The organism is Vibrio hepatarius (assembly GCF_043642085.1).
Taxonomy (GTDB): Bacteria; Pseudomonadota; Gammaproteobacteria; order Enterobacterales; family Vibrionaceae; genus Vibrio; species Vibrio hepatarius_C.
Genome location: NZ_JBHZSA010000007.1, coordinates 121,097 through 139,633, shown reverse-complemented (window position 1 = coordinate 139,633; position 18,537 = coordinate 121,097). Strand labels below are relative to the sequence as shown.

15 protein-coding genes are annotated in these 18,537 nt (G+C 45.2%); 3 read left to right on the top strand and 12 right to left on the bottom strand.

The genetic code is table 11. The features are described 5' to 3' along the window. Positions 1-28: 28 nt before the first annotated feature. The 3 genes from clpX to tig form a co-directional block, all read right to left on the bottom strand. Positions 29-1,312 carry an ATP-dependent protease ATP-binding subunit ClpX gene (gene clpX / locus ACHUFZ_RS14920; protein ID WP_053438317.1) on the bottom strand — a complete coding sequence of 428 codons (1,284 nt, stop codon included), beginning with the start codon at positions 1,310-1,312 and terminating at the stop codon, positions 29-31. 65 nt (positions 1,313-1,377) lie between these two features. After that, positions 1,378-2,004 (bottom strand): ATP-dependent Clp endopeptidase proteolytic subunit ClpP, encoded by a 627-nt coding sequence (gene clpP, locus ACHUFZ_RS14915; RefSeq protein WP_053438318.1) that lies wholly within the window; start codon positions 2,002-2,004, stop codon positions 1,378-1,380. A 105-nt stretch (positions 2,005-2,109) separates the two neighbouring features. Then, the gene (gene tig, locus ACHUFZ_RS14910) at positions 2,110-3,414 is read right to left on the bottom strand and encodes a trigger factor (RefSeq protein ID WP_134835340.1); all 1,305 of its coding nucleotides are present in this window, start codon (positions 3,412-3,414) and stop codon (positions 2,110-2,112) included. Between the two features lie 507 nt (positions 3,415-3,921). Here tig and ACHUFZ_RS14905 point away from each other — a divergent pair. Next, positions 3,922-5,703 carry an ATP-binding protein gene (locus tag ACHUFZ_RS14905; protein ID WP_394127766.1) on the top strand — a complete coding sequence of 594 codons (1,782 nt, stop codon included), beginning with the start codon at positions 3,922-3,924 and terminating at the stop codon, positions 5,701-5,703. A gap of 16 nt (positions 5,704-5,719) precedes the next feature. Next, positions 5,720-7,063, top strand: a complete 1,344-nt coding sequence (locus ACHUFZ_RS14900) for a sigma-54-dependent transcriptional regulator (protein ID WP_394127765.1) — start codon at positions 5,720-5,722, stop codon at positions 7,061-7,063. 163 nt (positions 7,064-7,226) lie between these two features. Here ACHUFZ_RS14900 and ACHUFZ_RS14895 read toward each other — a convergent pair whose 3' ends face one another. The 9 genes from ACHUFZ_RS14895 to ACHUFZ_RS14855 all read right to left on the bottom strand — a co-directional run bounded on the left by ACHUFZ_RS14895 (position 7,227) and on the right by ACHUFZ_RS14855 (position 17,368). After that, positions 7,227-8,588, bottom strand: a complete 1,362-nt coding sequence (locus ACHUFZ_RS14895) for a TRAP transporter large permease (protein ID WP_053438322.1) — start codon at positions 8,586-8,588, stop codon at positions 7,227-7,229. A 3-nt stretch (positions 8,589-8,591) separates the two neighbouring features. Beyond that, positions 8,592-9,278: a TRAP transporter small permease gene (locus tag ACHUFZ_RS14890; protein WP_394127764.1), complete on the bottom strand. Its 687-nt coding sequence runs from the start codon at positions 9,276-9,278 to the stop codon at positions 8,592-8,594. Between the two features lie 97 nt (positions 9,279-9,375). Continuing rightward, on the bottom strand, positions 9,376-10,371 hold the full coding sequence (locus ACHUFZ_RS14885; RefSeq protein WP_134835335.1) for a TRAP transporter substrate-binding protein: 996 nt from the start codon (positions 10,369-10,371) through the stop codon (positions 9,376-9,378). 425 nt (positions 10,372-10,796) lie between these two features. Beyond that, complete coding sequence (locus tag ACHUFZ_RS14880; protein WP_394127763.1) at positions 10,797-11,912, bottom strand: ABC transporter ATP-binding protein; 1,116 nt, start codon at positions 11,910-11,912, stop codon at positions 10,797-10,799. A 5-nt stretch (positions 11,913-11,917) separates the two neighbouring features. Continuing rightward, the gene (locus tag ACHUFZ_RS14875; RefSeq protein ID WP_394127762.1) at positions 11,918-12,775 is read right to left on the bottom strand and encodes a carbohydrate ABC transporter permease; all 858 of its coding nucleotides are present in this window, start codon (positions 12,773-12,775) and stop codon (positions 11,918-11,920) included. Beyond that, positions 12,772-13,695, bottom strand: coding sequence for a carbohydrate ABC transporter permease (locus ACHUFZ_RS14870; RefSeq protein ID WP_134835332.1), 924 nt, complete (start codon positions 13,693-13,695; stop codon positions 12,772-12,774). Before ACHUFZ_RS14870 ends, ACHUFZ_RS14875 begins: the two co-directional genes overlap by 4 nt. Before the next feature lie 115 nt (positions 13,696-13,810). Continuing rightward, entirely contained in the window at positions 13,811-15,058 is a 1,248-nt protein-coding gene (locus tag ACHUFZ_RS14865) for an ABC transporter substrate-binding protein (protein ID WP_394127761.1), read from the bottom strand. A gap of 143 nt (positions 15,059-15,201) precedes the next feature. Further along, on the bottom strand, positions 15,202-16,656 hold the full coding sequence (locus tag ACHUFZ_RS14860; RefSeq protein ID WP_394127760.1) for an ATP-binding protein: 1,455 nt from the start codon (positions 16,654-16,656) through the stop codon (positions 15,202-15,204). Next, positions 16,646-17,368, bottom strand: a complete 723-nt coding sequence (locus ACHUFZ_RS14855; RefSeq protein WP_394127759.1) for a response regulator — start codon at positions 17,366-17,368, stop codon at positions 16,646-16,648. Before ACHUFZ_RS14855 ends, ACHUFZ_RS14860 begins: the two co-directional genes overlap by 11 nt. 202 nt (positions 17,369-17,570) lie before the next feature. Here ACHUFZ_RS14855 and ACHUFZ_RS14850 point away from each other — a divergent pair, with 202 nt between their 5' ends. Further along, a complete protein-coding gene (locus ACHUFZ_RS14850; protein ID WP_394127758.1) occupies positions 17,571-18,536 on the top strand; it encodes an ABC transporter substrate-binding protein in 966 nt (321 codons plus the stop codon). Position 18,537 lies beyond the last annotated feature (1 nt).

Sequence of the window (18,537 nt, the reverse complement as noted above, 5' to 3'; positions counted from 1 at the left end):
CTACCGATATCTAATTATGTGATTCGTATTAAGATTCTGCGCCTGCAGCTTGGTTATCTGAGTTGCTGTAAATCAGCAATGGATCAGACTCGCCTTTAATCACTGACTCATCGATAACGACTTTACTTACGTCGTCCATTGATGGCAGTTCATACATGGTCTCAAGCAGCACGCCTTCAAGAATTGAACGAAGACCACGAGCACCTGTTTTACGCTCCATTGCTTTCTTAGCAATCGCACGCAGTGCATCTTCACGGAATTCTAGCTCCGCATCTTCTAGTTCAAACAAAGCAGCGTATTGCTTAGTCAGTGCGTTCTTCGGCTCACATAGGATTTGGATTAATGCATCCTCATCTAGCTCTGTCAGCGTTGTCGTTACAGGAAGACGACCAATGAACTCTGGGATTAGGCCATATTTAACCAAATCTTCTGGCTCAACTTGAGTGAACAATTCACCCACAGTCTTGGTTTCGTCTTTAGAACGAACTTCTGCACCAAAACCGATACCAGTGCCCGTTGCAACACGTTGCTCGATCACTTTATCTAGGCCAGCAAATGCACCGCCACAAATAAATAGAATCTTAGATGTATCTACTTGTAGGAATTCTTGCTGAGGATGCTTACGACCACCTTGTGGTGGTACTGAAGCAACTGTACCTTCAATCAGTTTCAATAGCGCTTGCTGAACACCTTCACCTGATACGTCACGCGTAATTGATGGGTTTTCAGCTTTACGTGAGATCTTGTCAATCTCATCGATGTACACGATACCACGCTCAGCTTTCGCTACGTCGTAATCACACTTCTGCAGAAGTTTCTGGATGATGTTTTCTACATCTTCACCAACGTAACCCGCTTCTGTTAGCGTAGTCGCGTCAGCCATAGTGAATGGTACATCTAGGAAACGAGCTAATGTCTCTGCTAGGAGCGTTTTACCACTACCTGTAGGACCGATTAGCAAGATGTTACTTTTACCAAGTTCTACACCTTCGCTCGTCGTATCTCCGTTACGTAAACGCTTATAGTGGTTATAAACGGCTACTGCTAGCACTTTCTTCGCGTAATCTTGGCCAATCACGTAGTCATCAAGGTGTTCACGAATATCTCTTGGCACTGGAAGTGCTTCCGACTGTTTCTTCGGTAGAACATCTTTAATTTCTTCACGAATGATGTCGTTACATAGGTCGACACATTCGTCACAAATATAGACTGACGGACCAGCGATTAGCTTACGAACTTCATGCTGGCTTTTGCCGCAGAAAGAGCAGTAAAGAAGCTTACTACTACCGCTCTCTTTGCTTTTATCTGTCATTCGCTAACCTCTTAGCCTTTACTTATATGACTTGAGTGTATATCAATATATGGCAATGTTGCTAGTTATTCACCGCGATGAGTGAGAACTGCGTCCACTAGACCGTATTCAACCGCTTGATCGGCTGCCATGAAGTTGTCACGATCAGTATCACGCTCAATCACTTCTAGAGGCTGGCCAGTGTGCTCAGCAAGTAGAGTGTTAAGTTTTTGTTTGATCGTTAGAATCTCTTGAGCATGGATCTGAATATCCGATGCCTGACCTTGGAAGCCACCTAGTGGTTGGTGAATCATTACTCGTGAGTTAGGTAAAACATAGCGCTTGCCTGGTGCACCACCAGCAAGTAGGAATGCACCCATCGAGCATGCTTGACCCATACATACTGTGCTTACATTAGGCTTGATAAACTGCATTGTGTCGTAGATAGACATACCTGCAGTTACGCTGCCGCCTGGCGAGTTGATGTATAGGAAAATATCCTTGTCTGGATTTTCTGATTCTAGGAAAAGTAGCTGTGCCACGACAAGGTTTGCCATGTGGTCTTCCACTTGACCAGTCAAGAAAATAACACGCTCTTTCAGCAAACGAGAGTAGATATCGTAAGAACGTTCACCACGGGAAGTTTGCTCAACGACCATTGGTACTAGCGCGTCCATAATTGATGGCATTGTATTTTTTTCTTGGTAGCTCATATTCTTATGTCCCTAAAATAAATGGCCCGTATGATACATATCATACGGACCATTGTTAGCAGAATAGTTAACGTTTAGTCAACCTTCTCAGCAATAAATTGCTTATTAAGCAGCTGGTTGCTGGTTCATTAGCTCGTTGAAGCTAACTTCTTTTTCAGAAACCTGAGCTTTAGAGATGATTGCATCAATTGCTTGCTCTTCTAGAGCAACATTGCGCATGTTGTTCATCATTTGCTCGTTCTGCTCGTAGTAAGAAACAACTTCTGTTGGATCTTCGTATGCAGTCGCCATTTCTTCGATAAGTGCTTTCACTTTCTCGTCGTCAGCTTTTAGCTCTTCAGACTTGATTACTTCACCTAGTAGAAGACCTACAACTACGCGACGCTTAGCTTGCTCTTCGAACAGTTCACGTGGAAGTTGTGCAGCCGCTTCTGGGTTGCCACCGAAACGCTGTGCAGCTTGCTGACGTAGAGTGCCGATCTCTTGATCGATTAGTGCAGCTGGTACGTCGATGTCGTTTTCTTTAACTAGACCGTCGATAGCTTGCTCTTTGATGCGGTTCTTAATCGCTTGCTTAAGTTCACGCTGCATGTTCTTACGAACTTCTGCTTTAAGAGCGTCAACGCCGCCTTCAGCAACACCGAACTTAGAAACGAACTCATCGTTTAGTTCTGGAAGCTCACGAGCTTCAACTTTGTTTACTTTGATTGCGAACTTAGCAGCTTTACCTTTTAGGTTTTCTGCGTGGTAATCTTCTGGGAAAGTCACGTCGATTTCGAATTCCATACCAGCAGTCTTACCTGCGATACCGTCTTCAAAACCAGGGATCATGCGACCAGCGCCCATCTCTAGTGGGAAGTTCTCAGCTTTACCGCCTTCGAACTCTTCACCGTCGATAGAACCAACGAAATCGATAGTAGCACGCTTACCTTCTTCAGCAGCTTCTTCAACTTCAGCCCAAGTTGCTTGCTGTTTACGTAGAGTGTCGATCATCTCTTCAACGTCTGCGTCTTGAACTTCAGTTGTTGGTTTCTCAACAGTGATGTTCTCTAGGCCTTTTAGCTCAACTTCTGGGTAAACTTCGAAAGTTGCGTTGAATACTAGGTCTGCACCTTCTGTAGACTCAACTGGAGCGAAAGTAGGTGCGCCTGCTGGGTTGATTTTTTCTTTAACGATCGCTTCGATGAAGTGACGTTGCATTACTTCGCCCATCACGTCTTGACGTACTGCTTTGCCGTACATCTTCGCAACCATTTTTAGAGGCACTTTGCCTTTACGGAAACCATCGAAACGACGGTTTTTTGCGATGTTGCGTAGTTCAGCTGTTACAGCATCTTCGATGTTTGCAGCAGGAACAGTAATGTTTAGACGGCGCTCTAGGCCCTCTAGCGTTTCAACAGTAACTTGCATTATTCATTAACCTCAAAACTGGCTCAGATAACTGAGCTTATGTGCTCTACTCTGCAACAGAGATAGAACCCATCCTTGTTTGTACTCTAAGAGTACTCTTCTATAAATCGAGTATCGACAACTGACGAGTCAATCATCGGACTAATTAGCGATATCCTTACGAAATTGATTCGATAAAAAGGTATCTCCGATTAGCCTCAGGATAAAAATTCAGACGCAGCATTCTACCGACCAGATCAACCGCTGTCGAGTCCAGCCCTACGATCGCTACGGGATTCACCTAAAAACTCATCTTAACTGCTAAAAAAAGCGCCAATAAAGCATGCTTTGTTTCCAGAAATGGGGACATTAATAGCTTTTTCAAGAGAAACTAATATTTTTTTTCGATTAAAGATCAAAACTCGATCTACGTCCGGTTTTATACCTCACTTTGTTAAGACCAATAAACACATTCATAACAAAAACCTTTACGCTATATATGGATGTGTAAGTGATACAGGTTTGTAAATGTTGACGTTTCAAAGAAGTAAGTTCTACCTTTGCATCCTCTATATCACTGTCATCACGCTTGGTGCGAGTTGGGTTTGGAATGCCAGCGAAGAAGAACAATTTGACACTCACAAAGAACAGCTAGAACGCTTCGCTGAGTTTATCTCGAGTAAACTCGACAAGTACGCTCATTTACCGAAATTGATCGCTAAAGACACTGAGCTCATTTCAGCATTGCAGAACCCAAGCAACTCGGCGCAAATTGAACTCACCAACCGTTACCTCGAGCAAGTGAATAGCACGATTCAATCAACCGATGCCTATTTACTTGATGAGTTTGGCAACACTATCGCATCAAGTAACTGGAATTTGCCGCGCTCGTTTATCGGTCGAAATTATGCGTGGCGCCCATATTTTTCCAATGCCATTCAGGGGCAACCCAGTCAGTACTTTGCCCTAGGTTCAAGCTCGAAACAACGCGGTTACTATTTTTCTTACCCGGTCACTTATGCCGCCGAAATCATTGGCGTGATTGTGATAAAAATGGACCTCACCGCGATTGAGTCGAATTGGCAAAACAAAACCAATACCTTTGTCGCAACGGATAACTACAACGTTATTTTTATGTCGAGCAATGAAGAATGGCTGTTCAAGAGTTTAACCACCCTATCGGAAGCTCAGCGCCAGACCATCTTAAATAGTCGTCAGTATCTCGACTCGCCGATACGTTCGTTTGGTTTTGCAGGTGACTTGTCGATACCTCGTTCAGAACTAACGAATCCACTATCAACAGGGTTCGAAAACTCCTACCTGGTCTCTTCAAGGCCTCTAGAAAAGCACGATTTAACCCTGCGAGTACTAACGCCTAAAGTGACGTTACTATGGTCAACGCTGAGCTTCTCGTTGATCACGACCCTATTGTTTGTGATTGCTTACTTATCACTGCAACTTACCTTCCAGCGTAACCTCAAGAAAAGACAATTTGAGCAGCTTCAATCTGAAGCCAAACAAAAGCTTGAGTTTTTGGTTATGGAACGAACGTCCGAGCTGCAAGCGGAGGTCGCAGAGCGAACCAAAACCGAGCAAGCATTACGTCAGACCCAAGATGAGTTGATTCAAGCGGCTAAACTCGCCGTATTAGGCCAAATGTCCGCGAGTATCAGCCATGAGCTTAACAACCCTTTAGCTGCCATCCGCAGTTTCGCTGATAACGGGCGGCGCTTTTTAGAAAAATCCAAATATGATCGTGTAGACGATAACCTTACACGGATTTCAGCACTGACCGATCGCATGGCAAAGATAAGTAGCCAACTGCGTTCGTTTGCTAAAAAAAGCGACAGCGATGAAATCAGTACAGCCGATGCAACCCCAATTATATTGGCGGCGAAAGAGCTACTCGCGCCACAGTTTAAGGCGAATCAGGTTGAGTTAAATCTTGATATCCAATCAAGTTTACCAACTATCGAGATCAACCCAATCCAACTTGAGCAAGTGCTGATTAATCTACTGACTAATGCGATACAAGCAGTTGAGGGCCAACAAACGAAACAGGTTGCTCTGTCTGTCCTGCATAATAATGGCAAAGTCGAATTAGCGGTCGATGACAATGGGCCAGGTATCCCATTTGATAGCCAAGCTCAGCTATTTGAACCTTTTTACACCACCAAGAAAAATGGCTTAGGCTTGGGCTTATCTATCTCCCATCAGATTACACACGCAATGGGGGGCGAGTTGAGCGTAACTACATCGCCACTTGGCGGAGCGCGGTTCATACTCACGATACCGACGACAACACAATAACGATCAAGGAAAGTCGATGTACGATGTCATATTCATTGATGATGAGAGCGATATTCGCCTCGCCATTGAACAAAGCTTCGAGCTAGAAGAAATCCCAGCACGATTTTTTGCCAGTGCCGAAGAAGCGCTGCTGGCAATCAAAACCGATGGCCTACCTAAAGTCGTGATTACCGATATTTGTTTACCCGGCCTGTCTGGCGAAAACATCCTTTCAAGTATTTTGCATCAGGACGCGGAAATACCCGTTATTTTGATTACCGGTCATGGTGATATTTCTATGGCGGTCAATGCGCTGAGAAACGGCGCCTACGACTTTATCGAGAAGCCCTTCCCCATTGACAGGCTGATTGATACCACACGCCGAGCGTTAGATAAACGCGCATTAACACTCGAAAACCAAGAGCTCAAACGTAGCCTTAAAGCTAGCCAAGCACTTGGCCCGCGCATTATTGGTGAGACTCCGTCTATTCAGGCGCTTAGGGATACCATTATCCACATTGCCGATACCAACGCAGACATCTTGCTGTTTGGTGAAACAGGGACAGGTAAAGAGTTGTTTGCTCGCTCTATTCACGAACAAAGCTCTCGCCGAGACAATAATTTTGTCGCGATTAACTGTGGTGCCGTACCAGAAAATTTGATTGAGAGTGAGCTTTATGGCCACGAGAAAGGCGCATTCACTGGCGCAGACAGCACCCGAGTCGGCAAGCTAGAGCATGCCAAAGGCGGCACCCTATTCTTAGATGAAATAGAATCCATGCCGATGCAAGCGCAAATTCGCTTATTGCGTGTGCTCCAAGAGCGGATGATTGAACGTGTCGGCTCCAACTCTCTGATCCCAATTGATATCCGTGTCATTGCGGCTACCAAAGTCGATCTAAAACAAGCCGCGGCTGAAGGCATTTTTCGCGAAGACCTCTATTATCGACTCAACATCGTCACCTTAGAGCTGCCTCCTCTTAGGCAGCGTAAGGAAGATATTGCCACATTGTTCCACCACTTCTTACTGGTCGCCGCCTCGCGCTATGGCAAATCTGCTCCAGCTATTGAAGCTCAGCAAATTCATCAACTCATGGCCCATGACTGGCCGGGTAATGTTCGTGAGTTACGTAATGCCGCTGAGCGCTTCGTCCTACTTGGCCGCCTTTCTCAGTTCGGTGGGAATGACGACGTCAGTAGCAAAGAAACCAGCCTTGCCCAGCAAGTGGCTGAATTTGAGAAGAGCATTATTGAGCAAGCACTTAATCAATGTGATGGTAGTATCAAAGCTACGATGGAGCACCTGCAACTTGCGCGTAAAACCTTATACGACAAGATGCAAAAATATGGCCTAGACAAAAACAACTATAAAGGTGAATAACCTATTCACTTTTTATTCATGTTTGGGGCTCTATATTGGTTTTATCAAACGGAACTGATGATTCAGAGTTAACTTATTAGCTCTTACTGTCTAAATAGTATGTCCCTAAAACGAAAGCCCCAGATAGCTGTCTATCCGGGGCTTTTTTTGTCTAGGGTTTACGTTACTTAGTGATTATCTCAGGTCCCATCAGCGTGGTTGGTAACCAAGTTGATACCCAAGGTACGTATGTAACGATAATGAGGAAGAGGAACATGACTCCAACCCACGGCAACGCCGCTTTGACCACCTGCATCATCGACATCTTGGCGACCCCGGCGGTAACAAACAGGTTGAGCCCGACCGGCGGCGTAATCATACCGATCTCCATGTTCACCACCATCATGATACCAAGGTGAATTGGGTCAATACCCAGTGCAATCGCAATAGGGAATACCAGCGGCGCAACGATGATCAGTAGGCCTGATGGCTCCATAAACTGACCACCAATCAGAAGCAATACGTTGACCACGATCAGGAAGGTAATTGGGCCTAATCCTGCCGAAAGCATCGACTCCGTGATCATCTGCGGAATACGTTCTTCAGTTAATACGTGCTTTAAGATCAGTGCGTTGGCAATAATGAACAACAGCATGATTGTCAGCTTACCCGCTTCATACAGGGTATGCTTAGTATCTTTATGAACAAACGCTTGAACCACTTTGACTAACGCTGGCTTACGGTTTTCTTTATCCGCAAATGGGCCCATATCTTTATAGATAAAGTTGGCGATCAGGAATGAGTAAACCGCCGCAACTGCTGCTGCTTCAGTCGGTGTAAAGATACCACCGTAAATACCCCCTAAGATGATCACCACCAGCAGTAGACCCCAGCTGGCATCTTTGGCTGCGGCAAACATTTCACCCCAACCAACAAACGGCTGCTTAGGTAAGTTCTTCACTCGCGCAGCAATGTAGATAGCAATCATCAACATCACACCTGCAAGCAAGCCTGGGATAACGCCACCTAAGAACATACGACCTACTGATACATCGGTCGCTGCAGCGTAAACCACCATAACGATAGATGGCGGAATAAGAATACCCAGCGTGCCCGCGTTACAAATCACACCCGCGGCAAAGTCTTTTGAGTAGCCGTTTTTGATCATGCCCGCGATCACGATACTACCGATAGCAACAACAGTTGCAGGAGATGAGCCAGACAGCGCTGCGAACATCATACACGCCACAACCGAAGCCATCGCCAGACCACCACGGAACCAGCCAACCATGGCAATCGCAAAGCGGATGATTCGTTTCGCTACCCCGCCAGTCGACATAAAGCTCGATGCTAAGATAAAGAACGGAATCGCCAGTAAGGTGTAGTGCCCTGCAAAGGCATTAAATAGGGTTTGCGCCACTGATGCTAATGAAGCATCTGAGTGAAGCATTAAGAAAATAATACTCGATAGACCAAGTGATATGGCGATCGGAACACCGATCAACATAAAGCCAATCACCATGACAAATAAAAATAGGATTTCCATGGTTTAGCGCTCCTTGCTCTTATCGTTGCTGTCCACATTTCCGATATTTTTCGGCTCCATAGCCTCACCAGCGTCTTTTAACTCTTCTTTTAACGCCTCTAGCTCTTCCTCTGCTTCATGGCCTGCAATTAAGCGGTCCAACTTACCAGTAAGAATTTGCCATGTTGCTTGGGCAAAGCGGAAAGTTAGCAGTGCCATACCAATGGGCAGAGCCATATAAGGGATAAAGCGTGGCAGCTTCTCGTAGCGCTCACCTTCGTTTAACCAATCGGCCAAAAACTGCAGCATTTCCGGCATTGGAATATCATCGGTTTCATACCAAGCACGCTCAGTGGCAAACGGGTACCAATAGTTCCAAGAACCAATCAACAGCAAAATTGAGAATGCTAAACAGCAAGCCGCAGCCATCACTGCATACGCCTTACGGAGTTGTTCTGGGGCAAGGTTGATAATAACATCAACACCGATGTGGAAATGTTTTTTCACGCCATAAGAGGCACCGACAAGTACCATCCAGGCAAACATAAATACGGTGAGCTCTAACGCCCATAAGATGTTGTCGTTAAAGACATAACGAAATATTACGTTGGCAAAAGTGAGCAAGGTCATTGCTCCTAAAAAGAACGCGATCAGAGTTTCCTCTACTGCGTCTGTCACCTTCCCAATTCTGGCAAAAATTGACTGTTCCATAAGCTACTTCACTTTATCGCGGGTAAAGAAAGGCCCTCTTCCCGATATACCCTGAAGCAGGGTATTAAGAGGGCCAATAGTTGGGGGATTATTGTTATTATTTATTTGATGCTAATGCGGCTTCGATTAAGTCCGTGCCGATATCTTTTTCAAACTGCTTCCATACAGGTTGAAGTGCCGTTACCCATTGCTGACGTTGCTCCGGTGTCAACGAACGTACTTCACCACCCGCTTCGATGATGTTGTTCTTGTTCGCTAGATTCACACGTGAAGACTCAGCATTACGTGTTGCCGTCACTTCTTGAATGATGGTGTTTAGCTGGTTACGTTGATCATCAGGCAGCCCTTTCCAAAAGTCTTTAGATGTCACTACTAGGTAATCAAGGATACCGTGGTTGGTTTCTGTGATGCCGTCTTGAACTTCAAAGAACTTCTTACCGTAGATGTTTGACCAAGTATTTTCCTGACCGTCGATAACTTTAGTCTGTAGGCCTCCGTACACTTCTTTAAACGACATTTTCTGAGGGTTTGCGCCTAACTGTTCAAACTGAGCAACCAGTACGTCTGACGCTTGGACACGGAACTTAAGACCTTTCGCATCTTCAGGAGAGATAAGTGGCTTGTTCGCTGACATCTGCTTCATACCGTTGTGCCAAAACGCGAGACCTTGCAGACCACGACGACGCATCGCATTTTTCAGCTTCTCGCCAGACTCTGAGTTTTGGAAACGGTCAACCGCTTCAACATCTTCAAACAGGAATGGCAGGTCAAAGATACGGTATTTCTTCGTGAACTTTTCAAACTTTGATAGAGAAGGGGCAGCAAGTTGCACGTCACCGTTAAGCAGTGCTTCCAGCACTTTGTTGTCATCATACAGCGTCGAGTTAGGGAAAACCTGCATACACATTTTTCCGTCCATTTCGTCGTTGACACGCTGTTCAAGTAATGAAGCCGCAATACCTTTTGGGTGCTTATCTGTGTTCGTTACGTGGCTGAACTTAATTACCGTTTCACCTGGATCACAGTTAGCGGCAGCGTTGAAGCTCGTGACAGCAAGAATCGAAGCAGATAGTAGGGTCAATGGCTTAAACATTATTATTCTCCTTGTTAAATGAACAACCCCATCAATGGGTGTTGATAGATAACTAAGGGCAATAACTAAGCCAACTTATAAATGAAGATCAAGTTGCCATATTTCAATAACTTATAGCAACCACTTATTCGAGAGTGTTTCCAGTTCAAATTTATTCAAAATAAATGGGGGGATTTCCACCCATTAAATTTTTCAATACGGGTGAATTTATACCAAATCACGAAGTGACGTTGTCTACGGAAGGTTTATAAAAACAAATGGCAGCTATACAAGCTGCCATTTTCGTTACTAGAGATGAGGTGGGCAATAAGGAGACATGACTGCCCACCTCATCTCACAATGCATGATGGTTACTTCATGCTATGACTCTAAGACTAGTAGAATTCATTCATTATTACTAATAAACGTATCAATTAATTCACTCATTAGTTAAATTCAATGCGCTGCTCAGTAGCCGCATCAAAGAACACCGCTTTTGAAAGATCGAAATGAAGTGGTGCCACTTGACCCGCTGTAACGTCAAACTCAGGCGATAAACGACACGCGACTTCCTGCTCGTTAACCTTAATCATCGCAATCGTATCTGGCCCTGTAGGCTCAAGTACTTCCAAGATTAAATTTAGCTGAGTGGAAGCACCAGACTCTTGATTTTCGCTATCAGTAATGTGCTCAGGACGCAAACCAATCACCACCTCTTTGCCATCTTGCTCGCGCATTGAGGCTGGTAGCTTAATATGATGCTCTTGACCATTACCTGCGGTAACTTTAATCACTGGCTTTTCTTGCGCATCAAGGTCGACCATCGTTTTGATAAAGTTCATCGACGGTGAACCCATAAAGCCAGCAACAAACATATTATTCGGCTTGTTGTAGATCTCTTGCGGCGTACCTAGTTGCTGTAGCTCACCATCTTTCATAACGGCGATACGATCCGCTAAGGTCATCGCCTCAATTTGGTCGTGCGTTACGTAAACTATGGTGGTGTTAAGCTGCTGGTGTAAACGCTTAATCTGATGGCGCATCTCGACACGCAGTTTCGCATCTAGGTTTGAAAGTGGCTCATCAAATAGATACAGCTTAGGTCGACGAGCAAGCGCGCGCCCCATTGCCACGCGTTGACGCTGACCACCCGACAATTGCGAAGGTTTACGATCAAGCAGATGGTCAATTTGCAGCATCTCTGCCACACGGTTCACTTCAGCGTCGATCTCTTGTTTTGGCATCTTGCGAATCTTTAGACCGAATTCGATATTGCCGCGTACCGTCATATTTGGGTAAAGTGCGTAAGACTGAAACACCATCGCGATATCACGATCTTTCGGTTCGACATCCGACACATCATTACCATCAATCACGATTTCGCCAGAGCTGATATTTTCTAGACCGGCAATGGTGTTCATCAGGGTCGATTTACCACAACCTGACGGTCCGACCAAAATCAGGAACTCCCCTGAGTCGATATCAATATCGATCCCTTTTAACGTTTCCTGCTCCGCTTTTGGATAGGTTTTACGGATTTGTTTAAGTTCTAGTGTTGCCATGATAATTATCCTTTTACCGATCCAGCCGTTAAGCCGCGAACAAAGTATTTTCCTGCTAAGACGTAAACCAATAAGGTCGGCAATGCAGCAATGATCGCCGCCGCCATGTCGACGTTGTACTCTTTAATCCCGGTACTGGTATTGACTAAGTTATTCAGTGCCACCGTTATCGGCTGAGTTTCTGAACCGGAGTAAACCACGCCGAATAAGAAGTCATTCCAAATCGCCGTGAACTGCCAGATAACCGTGACCATAATGATGGGTGTTGATATCGGCAGAAGAATCTTAAAGAAGATGGTAAAGAACCCTGCGCCATCAAGCTTTGCTGCTTTAACAAGCTCATCTGGAATGCTGATGTAGAAGTTGCGGAAAAACAGCGTCGTAAATGCCATGCCGTAGATAACATGAACAATCACCAGACCCGTTGTGGTATTCGCTAAGCCTAACTTGCCCAACACAGTCGCCATTGGTAGAAGAACGACTTGAAATGGAATAAAGCAACCAAACAACAACAGGCTGAAGAATAGATTTGAGCCACGGAATTGCCATTTGGTCACAACGTAACCATTAAACGCGCCCAATAGCGTCGAAATAGCCACTGCTGGAATCACCATCTGGAACGAATTCCAAAAATAGCCCTTAACGCCTTCACACTTCACACCAGTACAGGCACTATCCCAAGCCTTAAACCAAGCATCAAATACCCACTCAGTCGGCAAGCTCATCAAGTTACCCGCCTTAATATCTGGCAAGGTTTTGAACGAGGTAATCACCATCACAAACAGTGGCATTAGGTAAACAAGACAGAAGAACAGCAATGTCGAGTAAATAAACAGTCGAGAGAAATTGATACTCTGCATCATGACTTCTTCTCCCTAAGTTCAGAATAAAGATACGGCACAAGAATCGCTAAGATACCCGCCAGCATCATCATCGCACTGGCAGCACCAAGACCAATTTGACCACGAGTGAACGAGTGTGCGTACATAAACAGCGCCGGTAAATCAGATGAATAACCAGGGCCACCGGCGGTCATCGCCGTAACTAGGTCAAAACTCTTAATCGCGATGTGTGATGTAATGATCACTGCGCTAAAAAACACTGGTCTTAAGCACGGCATTATGATGCGCCAGTAAATGGTCGGCAGATTAGCACCATCGATTTGCGCTGCTTTGATAATGGAGGCATCAATACCACGCAAGCCAGCAAGGAACATCGCCATCACAAACCCTGACGATTGCCATACTGCGGCGATCACTAAGGTATAAACCGCCATATCGGAATCAACTAACCAGTTAAATTTAAAGTCGGTAAAGCCCCAGTCTTGCATTAGCTTCTCAATGCCTAACCCCGGGTTCAAAATCCACTTCCAAGCAGTACCTGTCACAATGAATGACAACGCCATTGGATAAAGATAGATAGTACGAATTGCCCCTTCTTGGCGGATATTTTGGTCAAGCAAGATGGCTAAGCCGACGCCAAGGCCGATTGCGACCAGCATAAACAGCAAACCAAAGATGCCTAAATTGGTAATTGAAGTAATCCAACGATCGTTTTCCATCAACTTTTCATATTGCACAAAGCCAGCAAAGTTGAAACTTGGTAGAAAACGGGAGTTGGTCATTGAAAGTGCCGCCGTCCAAAAAATGTAACCGTAAATACACACCACAGTTACTAACACGGTCGGGGCAAGAACGATTTTCGGTAGCCAGTGCTGAAGTCTATCGGCCAAATTTGGCTTCGCTGTCGACTTCTTCTCGTACCGATTTACAACATGCTCCATAACGAATCCTTACGTCATCAACCCAAATCAAATTCCTATTTGGGTAAAGGAAAAGGGCGAACAGGCTCCCCACAAGCCTGAACGCCCTTTGGGGGTGTTTGATATCAACGAAGATTTAAATCGCTGCTTTAACCGCTTTGGCTAGTTTCTGTGCAGCTTGCTGAGGATCGGCGTCAGCATCGTTAAAGAAATTAGTCACAACGTCGTAGATAGCGCCCTGAGCGTAGCTTGTTGTTGATAGACCGTGCGCCATACTTGGTACAAGATCACCCGACTTCGCACTCGCTTTAAAGGTTGCCATTGAATCTAGAGCACATTGGTCAAACTTCGCCATGTCCATATCCAAACGTACTGGGATAGAACCCTTGTTAAGGTTGAATACTTCTTGGAAGTCTTTAGTTAGGATGGTGCGCGCAAGATCTTGCTGCGCTTTTTGATTGCCTTTATCGCTGAGCTCAAAGAAAGCAAAGCTATCGATATTGAAAGTAAACTGGCCAGCTGTACCCGGCGCTGGTGCACAGATGTAATCTTTACCCGGTACTTTGCCTGCTGCCGTAAACTCACCTTTTGCCCAGTCGCCCATGATTTGCATTGCGGCTTCACCATTGATCACCATAGAAGTTGCGACGTTCCAGTCACGACCTGGCGAGTTTGCATCAATGTAATCACGAATTTTTTGGAACTTGGTGAACACTTCAACCATCTTGTCGCCAGATAATACGCTCATATCGAGGTCAACAAATGCTTTGTTGTAATCTTCACTGCCTAGCACATCGAGCGCGACAGCTTCAAACACAGTCGCGTCTTGCCATGGCTGGCCACCGTGTGCCAATGGAACATAGCCCGCAGCCTTAATTTTTTCAGCCGCAACAAAGAACTCATCCAATGTAGTTGGCAGCTCTACTCCCGCTTTTTTAAGCACTTCTGGGTTAGCCCAAATCCAGTTCACTCGGTGTACGTTAACAGGTACCGCTACGTATTCACCATCAAACTTCATTACTTTAGTGACGACTGAAGGTAAGATTTCGTCCCAGTTTTCTTGTTTACCTGTGCTATCAAGAGACGTTAAGAAGCCTAAACCACCCCACTCCTGAATATCATGCCCTTTGATCTGCGCAGCAGAAGGTGGATTACCTGATACCGCGCGCGTTTTCAGTACCGTCATCGCTGACTCACCGCCGCCACCAGCAACCGCAAAATCTTTCCAAGTATGGTTTTGCTGCTCAAGCATATCTTTTAGCACGGCTGCTGATTTCGCTTCGCCGCCTGCAGTCCACCAGTGAAGCACTTCAACTTCGCCAGCACTTGCAACATTCGTAGCTGAAAGGAGGGATAAAGTAAGTAGGGTTTTATTAAGTTTCATTATTATCTTCCATGTATTGGATTAGACATTCAGGCCAACAGCTCAATGACCCCAAGCGTTCTTGCTTGTACTAAAACGAGTCTAACCAAATAGAATTTTTTGATTGAAACAAACCGTAAAGACAATGTAACAACAATGTTACATTAGACTTCTAAGCTAGAAGGAATAAAGACTTGCGCGCGAAGTCCCTTAGTAGGCAAGTTGTCAATAATGAGATCTCCACCATGTCCGTGGAGAATATTACGGCAAATTCCGAGCCCTAAGCCGTGCCCATCATCATCTGTCGCTAAGCGGAAATAGGGCTCAAACACAGCTTCAAGCTTATCTTCTGGTATGCCCGGTCCCTGATCGCAGATCACCACTTTAATCCACTCTTCATCAGTGCGGATTTCGATGTTCGCTTTCATGCCATACTTCACTGCGTTATCAACTAAATTACTTAGTACACGTTTCATGGCGAGCGGCTTAGCCACAATCGGCTCCATATCAGCAGGCGTAAACACAACCTGCTGCTGGTACTGATTCAGCGGCTCGACAATGGAAGTAATTAATTCACTGAGATCGATATAGGCATTATTTTCATGTAAGTCGGTATCTCTTACACACTGCAATGCCCCTTTGACCATCATCTCTAATTCATCAAGGTCGCGGTTAAATTTCGAACGCTTTTGATCGCTTTCAAGCAGTTCCGCGCGAAGTCGTAAACGAGTAATCGGTGTTTTTAAGTCATGGGAGATAGCAGAAAACAGATGCTCTCGATCGGCGACATAGCGACGAATACGTTGTTGCATGCGATTAAATGCTCGCGTCGCGGTCACTAGCTCACTCGCTCCCTCTTCTTTGAGTGGCGCTTGGTCAATGTCCATACTCATTTCATTGGCCGCTTTTGCTAAGCGCTTCAGAGGTTTGACTTGCCGGCGTACCAGCAAGTACGTCAACGCCAATAAAATCGTCGTTGAGAAAATGAGAAACAGTATTTGCTCTCTCCCAATCAAGGTATCGTCAAGGGTAACGTAAGGGGCGGGTAATAACGCTGCGATATAAAGCCATTCATGGGTCGCGAGCTCAATCTGTACCACAAGAATCGGTGGGTCAATTGGCTTTAGGGTCAAGGTGTGGTGCGCCCATGACTTGGGCAGATCGTGCAGGTAGATATCGTTTTTAAGCAGACGTAGATTATCAGGGTGAGAAAAATCAACTGAGATACTTTCTGCTTTGCGTAGCTTGTTTTTCAGGACGGATTCTATGGCGTGAATCGACGCCAACTTTAACGGCGTATCTTTGATCGGCTCTACAATCAACTGCTCTTTATTAAAAGAAACGAAGAACCTTGTCCCGCCCATATTGCGAATCTGATCTAGCACGATATGGCGATATTTTACCGGTAGTGATTGAAAGAAGGTCACAGTCGAAGCAAACATATTCGCCATACTCTCTGATGCATCTCGAATGCCTGCCAACTCTTTGTGTTTGGATTCGGTATACCAAATACTGGTGGCAACACCCTGCGCTAAAATGACCGCCAGTAGCGTCAATCCTAACGTGCGACCAACCAGTGAATTGGGCTTAAATAACCGAAACCATGACCTATTGCTCATAGCTCACCGGAACCGCCAAGATATAGCCGTTGCCTCGCATGGTTTTTATGTAGTGAGGAAATCGAGCACTGTCGCCTAAACGCTGACGAAGGCGACTCAGTTGAACATCGATACCTCGCTCAAAGGGTAACGCCTCGCGCCCTCGAGTAGCAAAAGATATCGTATCTCGATCAAGTACTTCATTGGGGCGCTTCAAAAACAACATCAGCAGCGCAAAGTCACTACCAGATAGGTCATGACTCTGATGGTTTTCTAAATGGGTAATACGATGCGCTAAAGGATCTAGCTGCCAATCGCCAAACACGATCGATTTGGCGGTTGAGCTGGCAGGGAGCTCTTCGGCTTGAGAGACTCTGCGCATGACCGCTTTGATGCGTGCATTTAAATGACGAGGGTTAAAGGGTTTGGCAATATAGTCATCAGCACCAATTTCTAAACCAATGATTTGGTCAGTATCATCTGAGACTGCTGTCAGCATGATAATCGGAACCGAAGACTGACGACGGATGTGCTGACAAAGGGTAAACCCGTCGTCACCAGGCAGCATAACATCAAGCAAAATCAGATCAGGATAACCATGCTGATCAATCTCGGCCTTCATTTGCTCGCCATCATTAACCGCACTCACTTGGTAACTTTGCTTAGTTAGATACTCTTCTAACAACTCACAAATTTCTTGATCGTCATCGACAACGAGGATCTTGGCTGTCATACCCTTACCTACTACAACTTCAATTTATAAAGCGAGTGTAATCATTTATCCGAGACTCATTGATCGACAAATGGCCATAATTTGAAACTCTCGCGGACACAGGTCACATCTCATTAACAAAATTAGCAACGTAAACTCTTCAAAACACCCGCTTTCCGTCTAAGCTAAACAAATAAATAGGACAATTACGCTAGGTGACGCAATGAAAATCGGCACAAGGTTATCCCGCTCTTTTTTAACTACATTGGTGATTTTGTTTGTTCCGTTTTCTTTATATGCAGCACCTTCATATAAGATCGCACTCGCAACTTGGACTGGTTATCCGGAGAACGTTCAAGGGTTCAAAGATGGGTTAGCTGAAAATGGGGTTAATTTGGACAAAGTCTCCTTCATCTCAGCTCAACCTTCGAGTGATAAACAAGTCCAAGAACAAACGATTTTATCCATGTCGGCTCGAGAGGTGGATTTGGTTTACTCTCTGACTACCCCCGGTACCATCATTGTCAAACGAACCTTTCCGAAAACAACGCCGATCGTATTTTCCATCGTGACCTACCCCGCTGACTCTGGACTTATCGATTCATTTGAATATTCAGGCAATAACCTTGTTGGCACCAGTAACTACATCTCACTACAACACTATGTTCAACTGATCGACACTCTGGTCCCTAACACACTGTCTGCCGCTATTTTTCATCGCGTCGGTGAGCCTAACTCCAAGATCCAAGCATCAAACCTAATCCGCCTATTAAAGAGAAAAAACATCGCTGTTCATGATATTGAAGTGAACAACCTTCAAGAGCTCAAACAGCAAGCTTCACTTATCGCGCCCAATGTCGACTTGTTCATTACAACAACCGACACGTTGCTGCAAAATGGTGGAGAAGAGGTCTTGATCACGATTGCCAATCAATCGAATATCCCAATTTTGAGTTCAAACAAAAAAGGCATACAAAAAGGCGCGACTTTTGGACCCGTCGCTGACTTTTATCAACTGGGGAAACAGTCAGGCTCCTTGGCTGCCGATATCCTTCTCAATGGTAAAGAACCTCGACATCTTCAATCGAGCTTACAAGATCAACCCACCTTTCTGATTAATCGTAAAAGTATGGAGCGGCTGGGGATTGACACAAAAGACCTCACTTCATTCCGTTTCCAATGGTACTAAT

Excerpts from the sequence above, each read along its gene's own strand:
- clpX (WP_053438317.1), bottom strand. The coding sequence starts at position 1,312 with ATGACAGATAAAAGCAAAGAGAGCGGTAGTAGTAAGCTTCTTTACTGC.
- clpP (WP_053438318.1), bottom strand. The coding sequence starts at position 2,004 with ATGAGCTACCAAGAAAAAAATACAATGCCATCAATTATGGACGCGCTA.
- tig (WP_134835340.1), bottom strand. The coding sequence starts at position 3,414 with ATGCAAGTTACTGTTGAAACGCTAGAGGGCCTAGAGCGCCGTCTAAAC.
- ACHUFZ_RS14905 (WP_394127766.1), top strand. The coding sequence starts at position 3,922 with ATGTTGACGTTTCAAAGAAGTAAGTTCTACCTTTGCATCCTCTATATC.
- ACHUFZ_RS14900 (WP_394127765.1), top strand. The coding sequence starts at position 5,720 with ATGTACGATGTCATATTCATTGATGATGAGAGCGATATTCGCCTCGCC.
- ACHUFZ_RS14895 (WP_053438322.1), bottom strand. The coding sequence starts at position 8,588 with ATGGAAATCCTATTTTTATTTGTCATGGTGATTGGCTTTATGTTGATC.
- ACHUFZ_RS14890 (WP_394127764.1), bottom strand. The coding sequence starts at position 9,278 with ATGGAACAGTCAATTTTTGCCAGAATTGGGAAGGTGACAGACGCAGTA.
- ACHUFZ_RS14885 (WP_134835335.1), bottom strand. The coding sequence starts at position 10,371 with ATGTTTAAGCCATTGACCCTACTATCTGCTTCGATTCTTGCTGTCACG.
- ACHUFZ_RS14880 (WP_394127763.1), bottom strand. The coding sequence starts at position 11,912 with ATGGCAACACTAGAACTTAAACAAATCCGTAAAACCTATCCAAAAGCG.
- ACHUFZ_RS14875 (WP_394127762.1), bottom strand. The coding sequence starts at position 12,775 with ATGATGCAGAGTATCAATTTCTCTCGACTGTTTATTTACTCGACATTG.
- ACHUFZ_RS14870 (WP_134835332.1), bottom strand. The coding sequence starts at position 13,695 with ATGGAGCATGTTGTAAATCGGTACGAGAAGAAGTCGACAGCGAAGCCA.
- ACHUFZ_RS14865 (WP_394127761.1), bottom strand. The coding sequence starts at position 15,058 with ATGAAACTTAATAAAACCCTACTTACTTTATCCCTCCTTTCAGCTACG.
- ACHUFZ_RS14860 (WP_394127760.1), bottom strand. The coding sequence starts at position 16,656 with ATGAGCAATAGGTCATGGTTTCGGTTATTTAAGCCCAATTCACTGGTT.
- ACHUFZ_RS14855 (WP_394127759.1), bottom strand. The coding sequence starts at position 17,368 with ATGACAGCCAAGATCCTCGTTGTCGATGACGATCAAGAAATTTGTGAG.
- ACHUFZ_RS14850 (WP_394127758.1), top strand. The coding sequence starts at position 17,571 with ATGAAAATCGGCACAAGGTTATCCCGCTCTTTTTTAACTACATTGGTG.